Origin of the sequence: Micromonospora purpureochromogenes (assembly GCF_900091515.1) — a bacterium.
Lineage (GTDB): Bacteria > Actinomycetota > Actinomycetes > Mycobacteriales > Micromonosporaceae > Micromonospora > Micromonospora purpureochromogenes.
On the sequence record NZ_LT607410.1, the window covers coordinates 5,962,065 to 5,978,294 of the forward strand.

Consider the following 16,230-nt stretch of genomic DNA (forward strand, 5'->3'; position numbering starts at 1 on the left):
GGGGCATCAGGGCGCCGCCGAACCCGGCGCGTCGGCCGCCTCGGCGGCGCCGGCGGGGCCGGAAGGGTCGGGCGCCCCCGCAGGCCCGGCGGGACCGGAAGGGTCGGCGGGCCCGGTGGGAGCGGTCGGCTCGGGGCGATAGCCGAGCGCGTTCGGCCAGGCCAGCACGAGCCCGAGCAGCAGCCCGGTGAGCAGGCCGAGCAGCGACAGGGGCCGGTCCAGGTCGGCGAGCGGGAGGTTGCCGGCCCAGTCGGTCAGCACGGCACCCACCGGCACGCTCGTCACCACCAGCGACGCGAACCCCGCCATCGGCAGGCCGACGAGCGCCCCGGCCCCCGCGAGGGCGTGCCGTCGCCAGGCCGGACGCCCGCCCGGCCGGTCCCAGGAGAGCAGCGTCGTACCGGTGAGCAGCAGCGCGCCGAGCGCGAGCAGCGGCAGCGTGCGCCGATCGGGCGGCAGGAGGCGGAGCGCGACCAGACCGACCGCGCCGACGGTCGCCGTCGCGGCAGCCCAGCCTCGTCGCCCCCGCGTCGAGGGCGCCGCGGCCAGTGCGCAGCCGACCGCCGCGGTGAGCAGAAGCAGGCCGGCCGGGACGGCGGCCCGGTCCAGCCGCGACGCCTGGCCCGGCGGCGCGTCCAGCAGCCCGGCGACCAGCACCAGCGTCGCGGCGACAGCCGCCGCCACACCCAGGGCGCGCCGCCGGCGCCAGTGCGCCGGCCGGCCCGGCCACCCCTGCCCGGTCGCCGGAATCCCGGCGAGCAGACCGATGACCGTCCACCCCACGACGCACAGCAGCACGGTCGCGGTGACGCCGGTGACGTCGGCGCGGTCGAGCGCGACATCGGCGGCCACCCAACCGGCGCCGAGCAGCACCGCCCGGCCGGTCCACCGGCGGTCTCCCGCACCGGCCAGCACGAGCCCGAGGACGACCCCGGCGATCGCCAGGAAACGCACGTCCCGCGGCCAGTAGGTCGCGCTGCCGGGAAGCTGTTCGGACCATGGCCCGAGCGGCTCGGCGAGCGGTTGCAGCACCGTCATGCCGACCGCCCAGAGCACCGCGGCCGCACCGGCGAGTGCGAGGCCGACGAGGCGTACCCATCTCATGCCGGCACGGTAGCCGCCGGCGACGGCGCGGGCGACCCGTGACAGGGCGGTGGGCCCGCGCCGACCTGCGGCGCGGGCCCACCCGATGGTGGTACGCCCCTACTTCCGGTTGCCGGTGTTGGTCACCCGGAAGGTGTAGTCGGCGTCCAGGAAGGTGAGGTCGCCGGTCGGCAGGTTGGAGATCAGGACGGCGAAGTCGTCCTGGTTGCCGCTGGCGCACTTCGTCTTCAGGTTCGCGACGTCGACCTTGTCCCCGGTGAACCGGTAGACCCAGTTCCCGACGCCGTCGGTGGTCTCCCCCGCCGTCGTGGCGCCCGGGGTCAGGTCGCAGTGGGAGACGATCTGCACGGTCCAGTTGTTGTCCTGGGTGCCGGTGGTCTGGAACCAGTCCCCGGCCGGCGAGGTGAGGGTCGCGGCGGCGTCGTTGACCCGTACGTCGTCGACGAACCAGCCGGTGTCCAGGTACGCGGCGTCGGTGGAGTAGCGGAACCGGACGTCGGTGGCACCGGCCGGCAACGCGGCGGTGAGGTGGACGTAGACCGGGTCGTCCACGAAGTACTCGCCGCCGGAGGTGCCGGTCAGGCCGTTGCCTTCGGTGTTGTTGCCGTGCGGGTCCTCGTTGGTGGTGACGACCTGTCCGGCGTCGTTCTTCAGCGGCACGGTGACCCAGTTGCCGCCGACCTGGGCCTCGACGAAGCCGAAGTCCCAGCCCTCCTCGATGAAGTACCAGCTCCAGAAGTCCAGCGAGCGGACCGTGCCGGAGGTGGCGACGTCGAGGATGTTGTCGGACTGGCTCTCGTAGCCGGCGTACCAGTGGGTGGTGCCGGTGTGCGGGGCGATGACGGTCTGCGCGTCGCCGGCGAAGGCCAGCGAGACGGTCGGGCCGGGGTTGCGGAACCGCTCGACCGCCATGCCGAACGGCACGGCGGTGGTGTCCGGGCGGTTCTTCAGCCGCGCCCACTTCGCCTCGGGGGTGGCCCCGTCGTAGCTGCCCCGGCCGCTCCAGAAGACGTCGTCGGCGATGTCGATGGTCCAGGACGTGTCGGCCGGGTCACCGAAGTTGAAGGCCTTGATGTCGTAGATCGGGGAGCGCTCGTCGTCCAGGTAGACCGCCACCGACCAGTCCCGGAACAGGTCCGCCGCGCTGCGCAGGTTGGCGCCGGTGGCCGCGTTGAAGTCGTCGATCGCGTTCTGCACACCGACCATGCCGTCGGCCTGCTCCTCGAAGATCATCTTGATCAGCAGGTCACCGGCCCTGCCGTCGTACTGCTTGTCCGGGGTGTAGGTGCCGTCGCCGTTGCCGCCGGCCTGCTCCCAGAGGTACTGGAAGTAGGTGAAGGAGGCGCCGTAGTTGGCGAGCGTGCCGCCCCAGCGGGTCAGCGAGGTCTCCTCGTAGAACACCTGGTGGTTGCTCAGGTGCGAGCCGCCGGCGTCGAGGCCGTTGAGGAAGATGGCGAAGTCGGCCAGGCCCTCGTCGACCCAGGACAGCTCGCCGGGGTCGCTGTAGTTGTGCAGCAGGTGCTCGAACTCGTGGGCGACGGTGCCCTCGTACAGCTCGGGCCGGTCGTTGGCCGGGTTGGCGTCGCGCCACGGCGAGGTGTTGGGGCCGACCCGGTTCGCCCAGTCGAGGGCGTCGACCACGATCACGTTCATGCCGTTGCTGTCGATGAAGTCCGGCGCGAAGTAGCCGGCGGTGTACGAGGTGACCGCGCAGTCGTAGTACGCGTCGTCCTGGATGTTGTAGATGACCATGACGAGGGAGTCGCTGGCCGGCTCGTCCGGGTCGGCGGCTTCCATCTCGCCGAAGTGTTCCTCGTCCACGGCCACGATCTGGTCGGCGAGCTTGTCGCCGATGTAGTCGATCTGCGCCTGGGTGAGGGTGAACTGCGCCGCCGTGGCGGTGGCGCAGGGGGTGAACTCGTCGGCCGGGTTGTGGTCGAACTGCGGGTCGAGGCTGCTCACCCCGGTCGGGGCGGTGCCGTTGAGCGGGGTGCCTGCCGGGACGTAGATGTAGACCGGGGTGCCGTCGGGAGTGGTGTTGGCGTACACCCGGGTGAAGTCCTGGTTGTACGTGCCGCCCGCCGCGCTGTCGTTGATCGGCAGCGTGATGGTCGGTTCGCCGGGAAGGTTCTCGTGATCGTTCGCCTCGGCCGGGGCCGAGACCGTGAAGGCGAGCGCCGTCACGCCCGCCACCGCGGCCGCGATCCGGCTCGGTCGTCTCATTCGCACGCGGTTGCCTCCTGCCGGTGGGGGCCGGGCGGACGGGTTCCACCCGGTCCTTGCGTGTAACACTTTCGACTCCTGCGACGCTGCGCCCACACCGCAGCTGACCAGGGAATAGAGCCTCAGCAGACCACTTGCGACGGTCAATGCGAAGTCCCGTCACATAACAGATGTGTCACGAATACGGGACACCGTCGGCGACGGTGGACGTCAGCCGCAAGCGCCACCGTGCCTCTCCGGTCGGCCGGCCCGCCCCTGTCGGTGAATGCGGCACTTCGGTTCGGAAACCGGGGTAAGCGCAGTCGGTGCCTTCCCGGCGTCAGGCGGGCCCGTACACGGCGATGCCGCACTGCATGGGCACGATGACGCGTCGACCGGCGACGGCGATGGATGGTAGGCGGTTCCCGTAGGAGAAGAAGAGGCTGAACCCGCAGCCCGGTACCGGCGCTGCGGTGCTCCAGGCCACCGCCCCGGTGTCCTCGCGCAGCACATAGAGATGAGACGGCCCGCTGTCCCATTCGCCGGTGGCGACGTAGACGTGGCCGTTGGCGACCACCGGGGACATGGCGAGCGCCTCGGGCAGGTCGGTTCGGGACCACCGCTTGGCGCCCGTGGTCAGGTCGACCGCGGACACCGACCGCCCATCGCCGATGAATGCCGTGGTGTTCATCAGGGCGGGCGGGACCGAGCCCGACAACGTCCGGACCAGGACCCCGTCCGCGGACCGCCGGACGTACATCCTGTTCACGTCGTTGGCGTACTCGGTGTGGATGGCGTAGGACCCGTTCGCCACCACCGGATCCTCGCTGCTGGACAGCGGCGCCGGGGGCTGTTCCCAGACCACCTCACCCGTGCTCAGCGAGTAGCGGCGGGTGTGCTCGGTCGATCGCACGTACCAGGCGTCGTCGAGGAGCGTGCCGCCGTAGACCCACTGATCGCCGATCGAGGCCCGGCGGAGCTCGCGTCCGGTGGCGGCATCGAACGCCTGACTGCCCGTCACGACGATGCTCGCCGTCGCCGCACCCAGGCCGCCCGTGCTCAGATAGACGCCGGAGTTCCACAGCACCGACCCGGTGTCCGGCGACACCGCCGTCACCCGGGACTGGTGCAGGGCGAAGAGTCGTCCGCCCGCGTAGGCGAGGCTTCCCCAGCCGTAACCGTCGAGCGGGAAGACCCGCTGCCACAGCGAGCTGCCGTCGGCCAACCGGCGGGCACTGAGAACCGTTGCCTGGTATTGCAGCTCAAGGCTGAACACCAGGTCGCCGACGATGAGCGGCGCCTGCCCCTGACTGCTGCCCGCGTACGGCTGCAGGTTGTTCTGCCGGTGCCAGAGCAGGCGCAGCGGCGGGGCGATGCTCTCGCCCGTCTGCGCCGCGCTGTGCCCGGGGTTGATCTGGAACTGGGTCGCCGAGGAGCTGATGGGCAGGTAGGTGACCTCGAGGTGCGGTTCCAGGGCGACGTCGCCGCTGGCGTAGTTCGCGGACCGGTACCGTCGCCAGCTCGTCGTGGTGGTCTCTTCGTCCGCGGCGATCCGGAGCCCGTAGTTCGGATATCCGTCCGCCCAGCGTTGCACCGTCGAGGTCACGTCGAAGTAGACATAAGCGCTGGAACAGCCGGTGTAGCCGTACGCGGCCGTGGTTGCCACGCTGCGCGTGTTGTCGACCGCCGGCTGGTTGGCCCAGGTCAGGGTGGAGGAGGACCAGGATGCCTGGGCCGGCGCGACGCGGATCGCGCTCCCGGCGCAGGTCAGCGACTCGTAGTTGTGCAACCGCAGCCGCGCCGACGCGATCCGCCGGCCGGTGAACTGCGCGGTGGTGAAGTGCACGAAGGAACGCGCGACGTGGGATCCGTCGTACGTCCCGACGCCGAGGTGGGTCGAACCGGACTGTGACGAGGTGTAGGTGCGATTCATCACCCAGGTGTCGGTCTGCGCCGGCAATTCAACGGTCCTGATCGAACTGCCGACGGTGGCGGGGGCACTACTCGAACGCGGCCCTTCCACGGGCGCCGCCGGAGCGGGCGTTGCCCCGACCAGGGCGAGAAGCGAACTGGCGGCGGCGAGCAGCCGCGGGAAGGTCCACATTGGCTCATGTAAACGACGGGGTCAGCAGCGGTCAAGCGGGCAGCCGTGGGGACCGCTGCGCCGGACGCGAAACATCACAAACGGGGCACCCGCGCTCGACCGGCGGCGGCTTCCCGGGATCCCGCCGCCGCCGACCCTGAGGTAGACCCGGCGCCCGGGCGCTTCGCGCCTTCACGTGGGGGGAGAGTCTGCCTAGGCTGGGCGGTACGGACTTCGACAGGTGAGGAGGTTCCGTGGCCGACGTGGAGATCCCGATCGCTCAGGGGACGCTGCCCGCGTACCTGAGTGAACCGGAGGGTGACCGGCCGCGGCCCGGCGTGGTCGTCGTCCACGACGCCTTCGGCCTGACGCCGGACGTCCGCCGTCAGGCGGACTGGCTGGCGGGCGCGGGTTTCCTGGCGGTGGCCCCCGACCTCTACTCGTGGGACAAGCGGGGCCGCTGCGTGCGCGCGACCATCCGCGCGCTGCTCAGCGGCACCGGCCGCGCGTTCGACGAGCTGGACGCGACCCGCGCCTGGCTCGCCGGACGGCCGGGCTGCACCGGCCGGATCGGAGTCATCGGCTTCTGCATGGGCGGCGGCTTCGCCCTGCAACTCGCGCCCGGGCACGGGTTCGCCGCCGCGAGCATCAACTACGGGCAGGTGTCAAAGGCCGCCGAACGGCTGCTGGCCGAGGCGTGCCCCGTGATCGGCAGCTTCGCTGGAAAGGACGTCGCCCTCCGGTCGGCCCCGGCCAGACTGGAGTCGGCGTTGACCACCAATGAGGTCCCGCACGAGGTCACCGTCTACCCGCAGGCGCGGCACGGCTTCCTCAACCACCATCGGCCGGGCGAGCTGCCCCGGATGCAGCAGGTGGTGGCCCGCGTCGGTGGCGGGCCGCACGAGCCGTCGGCGACCCAGGCCCGGCGCCGCATCGTCGCCTTCTTCGACCGGCACCTGAGCGCCGCCGGGGAGCCGGCATGATCCGGTACGTGGGGCTGCTGCGCGGCGTGAACGTCGGCACCACCCGGCTGGCCATGGCGGACCTGCGTCGCCTGGTCGCCGACCTGGGGCACGCCGACGTGAAGACCTATCTCCAGTCGGGCAACGTCGTGTTCGGCAGCACCTCCGGCGACGCCGCCCGGCTGGCGAAGGGCATCGAGCAGGCGCTCGCCGGCGAGCTGGGGTTGACCGTGCCGGTGCTGGTCCGCAGCGGCGCGGAGCTGGCGGCGGTGATCGACGGCAGCCCGTACGCCGACCGGCAGGACGACCCGACCCGGTTGCTGGTCGCCTTCCTGGCCAAAGCCCCGACGAAGGCGAAGGTCGCGGCGCTGACCGTGCCCGGCAACGAGAACGTCGAGTTCACCGTGGCCGGTCGTGAGGTCCACCTGCACTTCCCCGACGGCGGGTACGGCCGGTCGAAGTTCACCAACGCCTACCTGGAGAAGCAGCTCGGTGTGGTGGCCACGACCCGCAACTGGAAGTCGGTGCGGGCCCTGCGGGACCTGACCGCGTCCTGACCGGAGCGGCCCGGGCCACCAGATCGGTCCGGAACTGCTCGTCCATCCGGCTGATCGGCGATTTTACGATCTTGCCTCGGGTCGGTGCCCCTCGATACGCTCCCGCGGCTATCTCACCTGAGAAAGGACCGCAGTGACTGCTCCCGTTACCGTCGGCACCCAGAAGTCCTGGGTCGTCGCCCTGCTGCTCTGCTTCTTCGTCGGTTTCCTCGGCGTGCACCGCTTCTACGTCGGCAAGGTCGGCACCGGCGTCCTCCAGCTGGTCACCTTCGGTGGCCTCGGGATCTGGACCCTGATCGACTTCATCATGATCCTGGTCGGCTCCTTCAAGGACAAGCAGGGCCAGCCGCTCGCCAAGTAATACCGGGCGTACGCCGGCGGGGCCGGGATCCTCGCGATCCCGGCCCCGCCGCGTCCCCGCCTAGAAGTGGTACGCCGTCCCGTACTCCGGCACCAGCACGCGGGTGCGGGGTGAGGCCCGGCGGACGGCGGCGACCAGGTCGTCCAGCCGCCGCCGGTCGGCGGGGCCGACGACCGGCGGGTTGGTCAGCGGGGTCTCGAAGTTGTCCCAGTGCACCGGCACCACGACCTTCGGGTGGTCCAGCGCGGCCATCAGCCGGGGCACGTAGTCGGCGGTCGCGGTGGTGGACTGCAACGCCACCATCGCCACGTCCGGGGCCAGCCCGGTGAGGTTACGCTCGGCGAAGTCGCTGGCACCCATGAAGAACACCGACGGACCGCCGTCGACGCGCACCTGGTACGCCAGCGTGTCCCCCTCCGGCAGGTCGGCGATGGCGGCGGGCCGGGTGGGCTGGCAGACCCGTACGCCGGGGAAGGCCATCGACCAGCCGGCGTTGCGGCTGTGCAGGGAGCTGACCACCTCGACGGTGTGGTCGCCGAAGTCGAGCACCTCCCCGCCCTTGACCGGGCTGAGCTGGCTCGCCGGCAGCCCGTACGCCAGCCCGAGGTGGTACGCGGTCAGCGTGCCGAAGACCCGGGCGCCGGTCTTCTTCGCGATGTGCGGCACGTCGTTGTAGTGGTCCCAGTGGGTGTGGGTGACCAGCACGGTGCTGGCCCGGTCCACGAGGGAGTCGACGACGGCGGTGTCGACGGTCAGCGGGGTGGCCGGGTCGAAGGCGCCCCGGAACAGACCGGTGTCGTAGCGGCTCAGATACGGGTCGACCAGGACGGTGCGGTCGCCGATGTCGATCCGCCAGCCGGAGGTGCCCCACCAGCGGAAGCTCACCGCACCCTGGCGGGCGCGGCCAGCGGTGGCGGTCGGCGCGGCCTGTGCCGGCGTCCCGGTGGCGAGTCCGCCAGCGGTCACCACGGCGGCCCCGGCGGCGGTGGCGCTCAGGAAGCGGCGGCGGTCTAGCGGGCGTGCGGACATGGTGGATCCTCCCCGTCTGCGGTGTGCGCGGTCGGTTTCCACCCCACCACCGCGCCCGCCGCCACGTCCAAGATCGAAGGCCGGCGTGGGCGATATCCGCAGTAATATCGGTGCAGCTCACCGCCGCCGAAGGTGCGGGTCGGTGTGCGGAAAAGTCAGGCCGCCCGCAACGCCTCCACCGCCGTCCGGGCGGCCTCCCCCATGGCCAGGTCGACGTCGATCCGGCGGGTGGCGAGCCGGTCGGTGCGGGCGAAGACCGCCATCGCGTACCGGCTGCCGTCCGGGTACTCCGCCACCCCGGCTTCCAGGTGCAGCCCGGGCAGGGTGCCGGTCTTCGCGGCGACGCGTACCCCCGCCGGGAAGCCGGAGGCCAGCCGGGTCCAGAAGAGCTGCCGCGACATCAGCTCCCGGACGGTGGCGCAGGCCGCGGCGGGGCCCGCCTCGTCCCGCCAGATCAGGCCGAGCAGCCGGGTGATCTCCCGGGCCGTGCTCGACGTGGTGTGCGCGGGGTCGAAGACCCGCATCGCCCGGACCCGCTCCTCGGGCAGGGTCGGGAAGATCCGGGCGAAGTCCGCCTCGGTGTGGGCGCCCACGTCCGCGAGCATCAGCTCCACCAGCTGCCTGGGTCCACCGAGGATCCGGGTACGCGGCAGGTGCAGCTCGGCGGCGAGCATCGGCAGCACGTCCGCGCCGACCCGGCGCAGCAGCAGGTCGGCGGCGGTGTTGTCGCTGACCGACATGGCGAAGTACGCGAGGTCGCGCAGGGACACCTCGACGTCGTCGGCGCAGCCCGCCACCCCCCACCCGCCGAGCCGGTCACCGGCCCGGACCAGCACCCGCTCGCTCGCGTCGAGCTGCCCGGCGGCGACCTGCCGGGCGAACTCCAGCACCAGCAGGATCTTGAACACGGAGGCGATCGGGGTCTGCTCGTCCGCCCGCACGGCGACCTCCCGCCCGGCCGGACCGTCCACGGGTACGACGTGCAGGCTGCCGGTGATGCCGACCCGGGCGAAGATCTCCTCGACGCGCTGCTCCGCTGCCACCCCGGCACGGTAACCGGTGGCTGCCGTAGGGTCCGGGCGTGGATCTGCTCCGCCACCTGCGGCACTTCGTGGTGGTCGCCCGCGAGCTGCACTTCGGCCGGGCGGCCGAGGCGCTGGGCATGGCGCAGCCCCCGCTGAGCCAGTCGATCCAGCGCCTGGAACGCGAGCTGGCGGTGGAACTGTTCGACCGGTCCCGGCGGCAGGTACGGCTGACCACCGCCGGGCAGCTGCTGCTCGGCGAGGCCGAGGAGCTGCTGGCCGGCGAGCTTCGGGTCCGCCACCTGATGCGTCAGGTCCGCGACGGCGCGCTGGGCGTGTTCCGGGCCGGCGTGCCCCCGGAGACGCCGGCGGTGACGCTGCGCGCCCTGCTGGACCGGCTGGCCGCCGCCGCGCCGGGGCTCGACGTCGACCTGCACGAGCTGACCAGCGCCGAGCAGGTGCGGATGCTCGCCGAGCGGCGGCTGGACGCCGGGCTGCTGCAGTATCCGGAGGAGCCGGCCGGGTTGCGTTTCGGCCCGCCGGTGACCGTACCGGTGGGGGTGCTGCTGCCCCGGGCCTCGCCGCTGGCCCGGCCGCGCGAGGTGGCGCTGGCCGACCTGGCCGGGCTGGACCTCGTCGCCGCGCCCCGGTCCACCGCCCCCGGCTGGTACGACCACGTGCTTGACGTCTGCCGCCGGCACGGCTTCACGCCGGGCCGGGTGCGGCCGGCCCGCAATCCGGAGTTCATCTTCGGTCTGCTGCTGGCCGGCGGCGCGGTGGCGCTGGAGCCGGAGTCGCTGGCCCGCCGGGAGCCCCGGATCGCCTGGCGCCCGCTGGCCGGGCGACCGCTGGTGAAGCGGACGGCGGCGGCCTGGCCGGACCGCGCGCCGCACCCCGCGGCGCCGATGTTCGGCCAGTTCGCGGCCGAGGTGCTGGCCACTGTCGAGCCCGCGCCGCCGGCGGCGGTGGCGCCGTCGGCCCGGCCCTGGCCGGTGCTGTTCGACGCCACGTCCGACTGAGGAGTGGTGGGCTTGTCGCAGATCACCCGGGCGGGCCCGTGAGGGAGCGGCCCGACCGGGTAGGACAGGCGGGTGGCACCCTGCGGCCGACGCCGTGGAAGCGCTTCCGGCGCCCGGCCGGGTGCCCCTGACGATGGGAGAGAGAGCCGGATGGCGAACACGATTCCCGACATCCCCCTCAACGACGGCAACACGATCCCGCAGCTCGGCTTCGGGGTCTTCCAGATCGAGCCGAAGGACACCGCCGAGGCCGTGGGCCGGGCGCTGGAGATCGGCTACCGGCACATCGACACCGCCGAGATGTACGGCAACGAGGCCGAGGTCGGCGAGGCGGTCCGCACCTCCGGCCTGGACCGCGCCGAGGTCTTCGTGACCAGCAAGCTCAACAACGCGTTCCACCGGCCGGAGGATGCCCGCCGGGCGTTCGAGTCGACGCTGTCCGCGCTGAAGATGGACTACATCGACCTGTTCCTGATCCACTGGCCGCTGCCCACCCGCTACGACGGTGACTTCGTCTCCACCTGGAAGACGCTGGAGGAGTTCCGGCGCGACGGCCGGGCGAAGTCGATCGGCGTGTCGAACTTCCAGGTGCCGCACCTGGAGCGGCTCGCCGCCGAGGCGGACGTGGTGCCCGCGGTCAACCAGATCGAGGTGCACCCGTACCTCGGCAACGAGGACGTGCGCGCGTACGACCGGCAGCACAACGTCATCACCCAGGCGTGGTCGCCGATCGCCCAGGGCAAGGTGCTCGACGACCCGACCGTGGTCGACGTCGCCGAGCAGGTCGGCCGTACCCCGGCCCAGGTGGTGCTGCGCTGGCACGTGCAGCGCGACGACATCGTCTTCCCCAAGTCGATCACCCCGCAGCGGATCGCGGAGAACTTCCAGATCTTCGACTTCGAGCTGGACGACGCGGCGATGGAGCGGATCAGCGGGCTGGACCGGGGCGAGGCCGGCCGGCAGGGCCCCAACCCGGACGAGTTCGACTACCTGCCGAGCTGACGGGTGTAACGCGGCGCGGCGGCACGGCGCACGAAAGAAGGGGCTCCGGACCGGGCCCCTTCTTTCACATACGAGAGGACCGCGTCCGCGCGATGTCGCACCGCCGTACCCCCGCACTCCTGTTGTCGATGCTGGTCGCCCTCGGCGCGGCTGCCTGCGGCCCCGCCGAGGAGGCGTCCCCGGCGCGCTGGTCGGCGCCGGTCTCCGCCGCACCGACCCCGCCGCCACCGCCCCGGCCCACCCCGACGTCGACCGCCGAGGTGCGCGGTCAGGTCAAGGCCGCGCTGGTGGACCTGACCGACTTCCACCCGGCCATCACGGACGTCACGTCGGAGACCACCGAGGGGTTCAAGCTGGCGCACCCCTGCCGCGACAGCCTCCCGTCGGACCGGAAACGGACCGCGTACCGGGAGCGGCAGTGGAAGGGCGAGCAGGTCTGGATCCGGCAGTACGTCGTCGGCTACCTCACCGTGCCGGGACGCAAGCTGACCGGCGAGCTCCGCTCGGCGCTGGCCAAGTGCCGCACCTACCAGGAGCCGGACGGCGTCACCACCACCACCGTCGTACGCCCCAAGGCGCCGCTGGTGCCGGCGGACGCCGACACCGTCTCCTGGTGCGAGCGGCTGGTCAACGACGACACCTCCTACCTCTGCACCGTGCTGGTGTCGCGGGGCAGTTACGTGCTGGAACTCAACGCCGCCGAGGCCGGCGACCTGGAGAAGTCCGCGAAGCTGCTGACCCGGCTGCACCGGGTCGCCGTCGACCCGTTCCGCGAGGCGACGTAGCGACCCGTCAGATGATGAAGTGCGTCCAGTAGGCCAGCCACACCACGAACAGCGCACCCTGCACCAGCCCCAGCGCGGCGCTCAGCCAGGCGTCGGCCGTGGCGTTGCGAGCCCACCGGGCCAGGACCAGGCCGACCGGGAACGCGGCGATCAGGTAGCGCAGCAGGCTCTTGTACACCGGTGGCCCCATCGACAGCGGCGCCAGCACCATCAGCACGGTGTAGACGAGGTAGGGCAACCCGATCCGGCGGACGCCGGCGACCACGATCGCCAGCACGGCGACGGCGAACCAGACCCGTACGGCGTCCCGGGTGTCGCCGGTGAGACCGTTCCAGATCACCGGCAGCGGATTCTGCACCCGGATGCCCCAGCCCTTCTCCTGGGCGCGCTGGTAGGCGAACCAGCCCCCGCCCTTCCACCGGCAGAACGCCATGAAGGTGAGCCAGCCGGCCGGGACGAGCAGCAGCGGCCAACCGGTCCGGACGTACGTCCAGAGACTGCGCGGGTCGAGGCGGTAGCGGTGCTGGCGGAGCAGGACCAGGGCGAGCGGGACGGCCACCAGGAACCCCACCGAGCGGCTGAGCCCGAGGAAGTAGCCCAGCACGCCCACCGTCACCCACCGCCCCCGCTCGGCGTAGTGGAAGGTGGCCAGCGCCAGGCAGAGGAACAGCGACTCGGTCAGCGCCGCCTGGAACAGGAACGCGGTCGGCAGCAGCACCAGGTACCGGGTGAACCGCCGCGCCGCGGCGTCGTCGCCGAGCAGCGTCTCGCCCAGCCGCAGGGCGTAGTAGAGCAGCAGCAGGAACGCGACGTTGCTGATCAGCAGCAGCGCCATGGCGGTGTTGCCGCCCAGCGGCACCGCCACCACCCGGCCCAGGAACGGGTAGAGCAGGGGGAAGCCGAAGCCCCCCTTCCACTCGCCGGTGAGCGGCTGCCGGCTCAGGTGGTCGTAGATCAGCGCGTCCCAGGCGAACCACATCGAAATCCAGCGGTGCGGCGAGATCGCCGCCTGCTCGAGGCGCGTGTTGATCTCGTCGGCCGGGGGCGCGGCGGGCGCCCCCTCCCAGGCGGTCAGGGCGATCACCCCGACCAGGCCGAGGACGACCTTCGCGCCGACGAACACCGCGAGGACGTACCGCCAGCGCTCCGGCACCCGGACGACGAGGTCGCCGGCGTGGCCGAGCAGGCGGTCCCAGCGCGCCGGGAGACCGGTCGCGGGCGCGCGGCCGTCCGCTGCGGTGTCCCGCGGCCCGTCGGTCATCTGGCGCGTCCTCACGGAGTCGGTCCGACCCGCGACCCACCCACGGCGGCCGCGAACCTGCCGGCCGGGCATCCCCCGCCTACGCCGGCTGACACCTCTCCGCCCCCCACCGCCCGGCCCCGAGCGGGATGATCAGGAGTTCCGGGCCGGCGGATGTGAGACAGCGCAGAGAACGGGTACCCGCGCCTGTCCGACAGGACCCGAGGGCAGGGAGCGGCGTGAGGATGGACGAGCGTCACGGCACGGTGGTCATCGGCGCGGGCCCGGCGGGTCTGACCGCCGCGTACGAGTTGCTCCGGCACGGCGAGACGGTACGGGTGTTCGAGGCCGACGACGTGGTCGGCGGGATCAGCCGTACCGTCGAGCGGGACGGCTGGCGCTTCGACATCGGCGGGCACCGGTTCTTCACCAAGGTGGGCCGGGTCGAGGAGTTCTGGCACGAGATCCTGCCCGACGAGGAGTTCCTGCTCCGGCCCCGGATGAGCCGCATCTTCTACCGGGGCGCGCTCTACGACTACCCGCTCAACGCCGGCAACGCCCTGCGCAACCTCGGTGTCCGGGAGGCGGCCCGCTGCATGGGCTCGTACGCGCGGGCGCGGCTGCGCCCGCCGAAGGACCAGTCGCACTTCGAGGGCTGGGTGTCGGCGCGCTTCGGCTGGCGGCTCTACTCGATCTTCTTCAAGACCTACACCGAGAAGGTCTGGGGGATGCCGGCCGACCAGTTGCAGGCCGACTGGGCCGCCCAGCGGATCAAGAACCTGTCGCTGGCCCGCGCGGTGCTCAACGCGCTGCTGCCCCGCCGCAACCGCAAGGACGTGACCAGCCTGATCGAGGAGTTCCAGTACCCGAAGTTCGGCCCCGGCATGATGTGGGAGCGCTGCACCGAGGAGGTCCGCAAGCGCGGCGGCGAGGTCACCACCGGCACCTGGGTGAAGGCCGTGCACCACGAGGGCCGGCGGGCCGTGGCGGTCACCGTCGACGGGCCGGGCGGGGAACGCCGGGTGCCCGCCGACCACGTCATCTCGTCCATGCCGATCTCCGAGCTGGTGGCCGCGGTGCACCCGGCCGCCCCGCCCGAGGTGCTCGAATGCGCCGCCGACCTGCGCTACCGGGACTTCCTGACGGTGGCGCTGGTGGTGCCGGAGGAGTTCTCCTTCCCGGACAACTGGATCTACGTGCACGACCCGGCGGTGAACGTGGGCCGGATCCAGAACTTCGGCTCCTGGTCGCCGTACCTGGTCAAGGACGGCCGCACCTGCCTGGGGCTGGAGTACTTCGTGTTCGAGGACGACGAGACCTGGCGGACCTCCGACGCCGACCTCGTCGCCCGGGCCACCACCGAGCTGGAGCAGCTCGGCCTGGTGCGGCCCGGCGCGGTGGAGAGCGGGTACGTGGTGCGGATGCCGAAGGCCTACCCCGTGTACGACGACCGCTACCAGCACAACGTCGACACCATCCGGGCGTGGCTGGCACGGGAGCTGCCCAACGTGCACCCCGTCGGGCGTAACGGGATGCACCGCTACAACAACCAGGACCACTCCATGCTGACCGCCATGCTGACCGCCGAGAACATCGCCCACGGCGCCGGCCACGACGTCTGGACGGTCAACGTCGAGCAGGACTACCACGAGCAGAGCAACGACAAGGGCGGCGACGGGCGGCGGGGCACCGGCCGGGACGCCCCGACCGTGCCGGCCCGCACCGTCGGCACGACCGCCGCCCACGCCGCGGAGCGTCGACCGACCGGGGTCAACTGATCCTCGCGCTCCCGGCGGTCCGCTGGTGAGCCCTTGACTTCGAGCGCGCTCGAACGTCCAGGGTGGAGGCCCCACGTCGAACGGGAGACCTCATGCGGTACCGCACGATCGGCACGGACCCGCGGACCCGGCGCGAGGTGAGCGTGCTCAGCCTCGGCGCGATGCTCTTCGGCACCGCCACCGACGAGGCCACCTCGTACGCCATCCTCGACCGGTACGTCGAGGCCGGTGGCACCTTCGTCGACACCTCGGACAACTACGCGTTCTGGATGAGCGGCGGGCAGGGCGGCGAGAGCGAGGAGCTGCTCGGCCGCTGGCGGCGCAGCCGGGGCGTCGGGGACGAGATCGTCGTCGCGACCAAGCTGGGGGCGCGTCCGCTCGCCCCCGGCACCAGCTACACCGACAACGCCGAGGGGCTGTCGGCCAAGGTGATCCGGGAGTCGGCGGAGCGCAGCCGGGAACGGCTCGGCATGGCGAAGCTGGACCTGCTGTACGCGCACATCGAGGACCGCACGGTGCCCCTGGAGGAGACGGTGGCGGCCTTCGGCGAGCTGGTCGCCGAGGGCGCCGTCGGGCTGCTGGGGGCGAGCAACCACCGGGCGTGGCGGGTGGAGCGGGCCCGCGCGGTGGCCGCCGCCGCCGGCCTGCCCGGGTACGAGGTGCTCCAGTACCACCACACCTACCTCCAGCGGCGCACCGACCTGCCCAGCGAGCTGGACCCGGACGGCGACCCGGGCTCGGTCGGCGGTGACCTGGCCAGCTACCTGCGGGCGGAGCCGGCGCTGACGCTGGTCGCGTACTCGCCGCTGGTGAAGGGCGGCTACAGCCGGCCGGACAAGCCGCTGGGCCCGGAGTACGACCTGCCGAGCGCGCCGGGCCGGCTGGCCGCGCTGCGGGAGGTGGCCGCCGAGACGGGCGCGACGGTCAACCAGGTGGTGCTGGCCTGGCTGATGGGCGGCGAGACCCCGTCGATCCCGCTGGTCGGCGCCTCCTCGGTGGCCCAGCTCGACGAGAGCCTCGAAGCGGTGGAGCTGGAGCTGACCGCCGCGCAACGGGAACGACTGGACGCCGCGCGCTGACCGACCT

General features: G+C 72.2%; 14 protein-coding genes. 8 read left to right on the top strand and 6 right to left on the bottom strand.

Going from position 1 to position 16,230, the window contains the following annotated elements; genetic code table 11:
• Nucleotides 1–6 precede the first annotated feature (6 nt).
• The 3 genes from GA0074696_RS27220 to GA0074696_RS27230 all read right to left on the bottom strand — a co-directional run bounded on the left by GA0074696_RS27220 (nucleotide 7) and on the right by GA0074696_RS27230 (nucleotide 5,410).
• The gene (locus GA0074696_RS27220; protein WP_088963716.1) at nucleotides 7–1,104 is read right to left on the bottom strand and encodes a hypothetical protein; all 1,098 of its coding nucleotides are present in this window, start codon (nucleotides 1,102–1,104) and stop codon (nucleotides 7–9) included.
• Between the two features lie 99 nt (nucleotides 1,105–1,203).
• A complete protein-coding gene (locus tag GA0074696_RS27225; protein ID WP_088963717.1) occupies nucleotides 1,204–3,327 on the bottom strand; it encodes a M6 family metallopeptidase in 2,124 nt (707 codons plus the stop codon).
• Nucleotides 3,328–3,646: 319 nt separating this feature from the next.
• Nucleotides 3,647–5,410: a DNRLRE domain-containing protein gene (locus GA0074696_RS27230; RefSeq protein WP_088963718.1), complete on the bottom strand. Its 1,764-nt coding sequence runs from the start codon at nucleotides 5,408–5,410 to the stop codon at nucleotides 3,647–3,649.
• Nucleotides 5,411–5,643: 233 nt separating this feature from the next.
• Between GA0074696_RS27230 and GA0074696_RS27235 the strand changes: the two genes are divergently transcribed.
• The 3 genes from GA0074696_RS27235 to GA0074696_RS27245 all read left to right on the top strand — a co-directional run bounded on the left by GA0074696_RS27235 (nucleotide 5,644) and on the right by GA0074696_RS27245 (nucleotide 7,269).
• Complete coding sequence (locus GA0074696_RS27235) at nucleotides 5,644–6,372, top strand: dienelactone hydrolase family protein (RefSeq protein WP_088963719.1); 729 nt, start codon at nucleotides 5,644–5,646, stop codon at nucleotides 6,370–6,372.
• Nucleotides 6,369–6,908, top strand: a complete 540-nt coding sequence (locus GA0074696_RS27240; RefSeq protein ID WP_088963720.1) for a DUF1697 domain-containing protein — start codon at nucleotides 6,369–6,371, stop codon at nucleotides 6,906–6,908. Before GA0074696_RS27235 ends, GA0074696_RS27240 begins: the two co-directional genes overlap by 4 nt.
• 133 nt (nucleotides 6,909–7,041) lie before the next feature.
• Nucleotides 7,042–7,269 (top strand): TM2 domain-containing protein, encoded by a 228-nt coding sequence (locus GA0074696_RS27245; RefSeq protein WP_088963721.1) that lies wholly within the window; start codon nucleotides 7,042–7,044, stop codon nucleotides 7,267–7,269.
• 60 nt (nucleotides 7,270–7,329) lie between these two features.
• On the opposite strand, the gene GA0074696_RS27250 is transcribed toward GA0074696_RS27245, so the two are convergent.
• Together GA0074696_RS27250 and GA0074696_RS27255 are read right to left on the bottom strand one after the other, a co-directional pair.
• Complete coding sequence (locus GA0074696_RS27250) at nucleotides 7,330–8,298, bottom strand: MBL fold metallo-hydrolase (protein ID WP_088963722.1); 969 nt, start codon at nucleotides 8,296–8,298, stop codon at nucleotides 7,330–7,332.
• Between the two features lie 155 nt (nucleotides 8,299–8,453).
• Nucleotides 8,454–9,341, bottom strand: a complete 888-nt coding sequence (locus GA0074696_RS27255) for a serine hydrolase (protein ID WP_088963723.1) — start codon at nucleotides 9,339–9,341, stop codon at nucleotides 8,454–8,456.
• A gap of 38 nt (nucleotides 9,342–9,379) precedes the next feature.
• Here GA0074696_RS27255 and GA0074696_RS27260 point away from each other — a divergent pair, with 38 nt between their 5' ends.
• From GA0074696_RS27260 to GA0074696_RS27270, 3 genes are all read left to right on the top strand, one after another.
• Nucleotides 9,380–10,339 carry a LysR family transcriptional regulator gene (locus GA0074696_RS27260; RefSeq protein ID WP_088963724.1) on the top strand — a complete coding sequence of 320 codons (960 nt, stop codon included), beginning with the start codon at nucleotides 9,380–9,382 and terminating at the stop codon, nucleotides 10,337–10,339.
• A 150-nt stretch (nucleotides 10,340–10,489) separates the two neighbouring features.
• Nucleotides 10,490–11,341 (top strand): aldo/keto reductase, encoded by an 852-nt coding sequence (locus GA0074696_RS27265; RefSeq protein ID WP_088963725.1) that lies wholly within the window; start codon nucleotides 10,490–10,492, stop codon nucleotides 11,339–11,341.
• Between the two features lie 92 nt (nucleotides 11,342–11,433).
• A complete protein-coding gene (locus tag GA0074696_RS27270; RefSeq protein ID WP_088963726.1) occupies nucleotides 11,434–12,126 on the top strand; it encodes a hypothetical protein in 693 nt (230 codons plus the stop codon).
• A 7-nt stretch (nucleotides 12,127–12,133) separates the two neighbouring features.
• Here the strand turns inward: GA0074696_RS27270 and GA0074696_RS27275 are convergent, their stop codons facing one another.
• Nucleotides 12,134–13,387, bottom strand: coding sequence for a hypothetical protein (locus GA0074696_RS27275; protein ID WP_231925168.1), 1,254 nt, complete (start codon nucleotides 13,385–13,387; stop codon nucleotides 12,134–12,136).
• Between the two features lie 224 nt (nucleotides 13,388–13,611).
• Between GA0074696_RS27275 and GA0074696_RS27280 the strand changes: the two genes are divergently transcribed.
• Both GA0074696_RS27280 and GA0074696_RS27285 read left to right on the top strand, forming a co-directional pair.
• Complete coding sequence (locus GA0074696_RS27280) at nucleotides 13,612–15,144, top strand: NAD(P)/FAD-dependent oxidoreductase (protein WP_088963727.1); 1,533 nt, start codon at nucleotides 13,612–13,614, stop codon at nucleotides 15,142–15,144.
• Nucleotides 15,145–15,236: 92 nt separating this feature from the next.
• On the top strand, nucleotides 15,237–16,223 hold the full coding sequence (locus GA0074696_RS27285) for an aldo/keto reductase (protein ID WP_088963728.1): 987 nt from the start codon (nucleotides 15,237–15,239) through the stop codon (nucleotides 16,221–16,223).
• Nucleotides 16,224–16,230 lie beyond the last annotated feature (7 nt).

What these genes read in the sequence shown, in the direction of transcription:
- GA0074696_RS27220 (WP_088963716.1), bottom strand. Translation starts at nt 1,104, where the DNA reads ATGAGATGGGTACGCCTCGTCGGCCTCGCACTCGCCGGTGCGGCCGCG.
- GA0074696_RS27225 (WP_088963717.1), bottom strand. Translation starts at nt 3,327, where the DNA reads ATGAGACGACCGAGCCGGATCGCGGCCGCGGTGGCGGGCGTGACGGCG.
- GA0074696_RS27230 (WP_088963718.1), bottom strand. Translation starts at nt 5,410, where the DNA reads ATGTGGACCTTCCCGCGGCTGCTCGCCGCCGCCAGTTCGCTTCTCGCC.
- GA0074696_RS27240 (WP_088963720.1), top strand. Translation starts at nt 6,369, where the DNA reads ATGATCCGGTACGTGGGGCTGCTGCGCGGCGTGAACGTCGGCACCACC.
- GA0074696_RS27250 (WP_088963722.1), bottom strand. Translation starts at nt 8,298, where the DNA reads ATGTCCGCACGCCCGCTAGACCGCCGCCGCTTCCTGAGCGCCACCGCC.
- GA0074696_RS27280 (WP_088963727.1), top strand. Translation starts at nt 13,612, where the DNA reads ATGGACGAGCGTCACGGCACGGTGGTCATCGGCGCGGGCCCGGCGGGT.
- GA0074696_RS27285 (WP_088963728.1), top strand. Translation starts at nt 15,237, where the DNA reads ATGCGGTACCGCACGATCGGCACGGACCCGCGGACCCGGCGCGAGGTG.
- GA0074696_RS27265 (WP_088963725.1), top strand. Translation starts at nt 10,490, where the DNA reads ATGGCGAACACGATTCCCGACATCCCCCTCAACGACGGCAACACGATC.
- GA0074696_RS27275 (WP_231925168.1), bottom strand. Translation starts at nt 13,387, where the DNA reads ATGACCGACGGGCCGCGGGACACCGCAGCGGACGGCCGCGCGCCCGCG.
- GA0074696_RS27270 (WP_088963726.1), top strand. Translation starts at nt 11,434, where the DNA reads ATGTCGCACCGCCGTACCCCCGCACTCCTGTTGTCGATGCTGGTCGCC.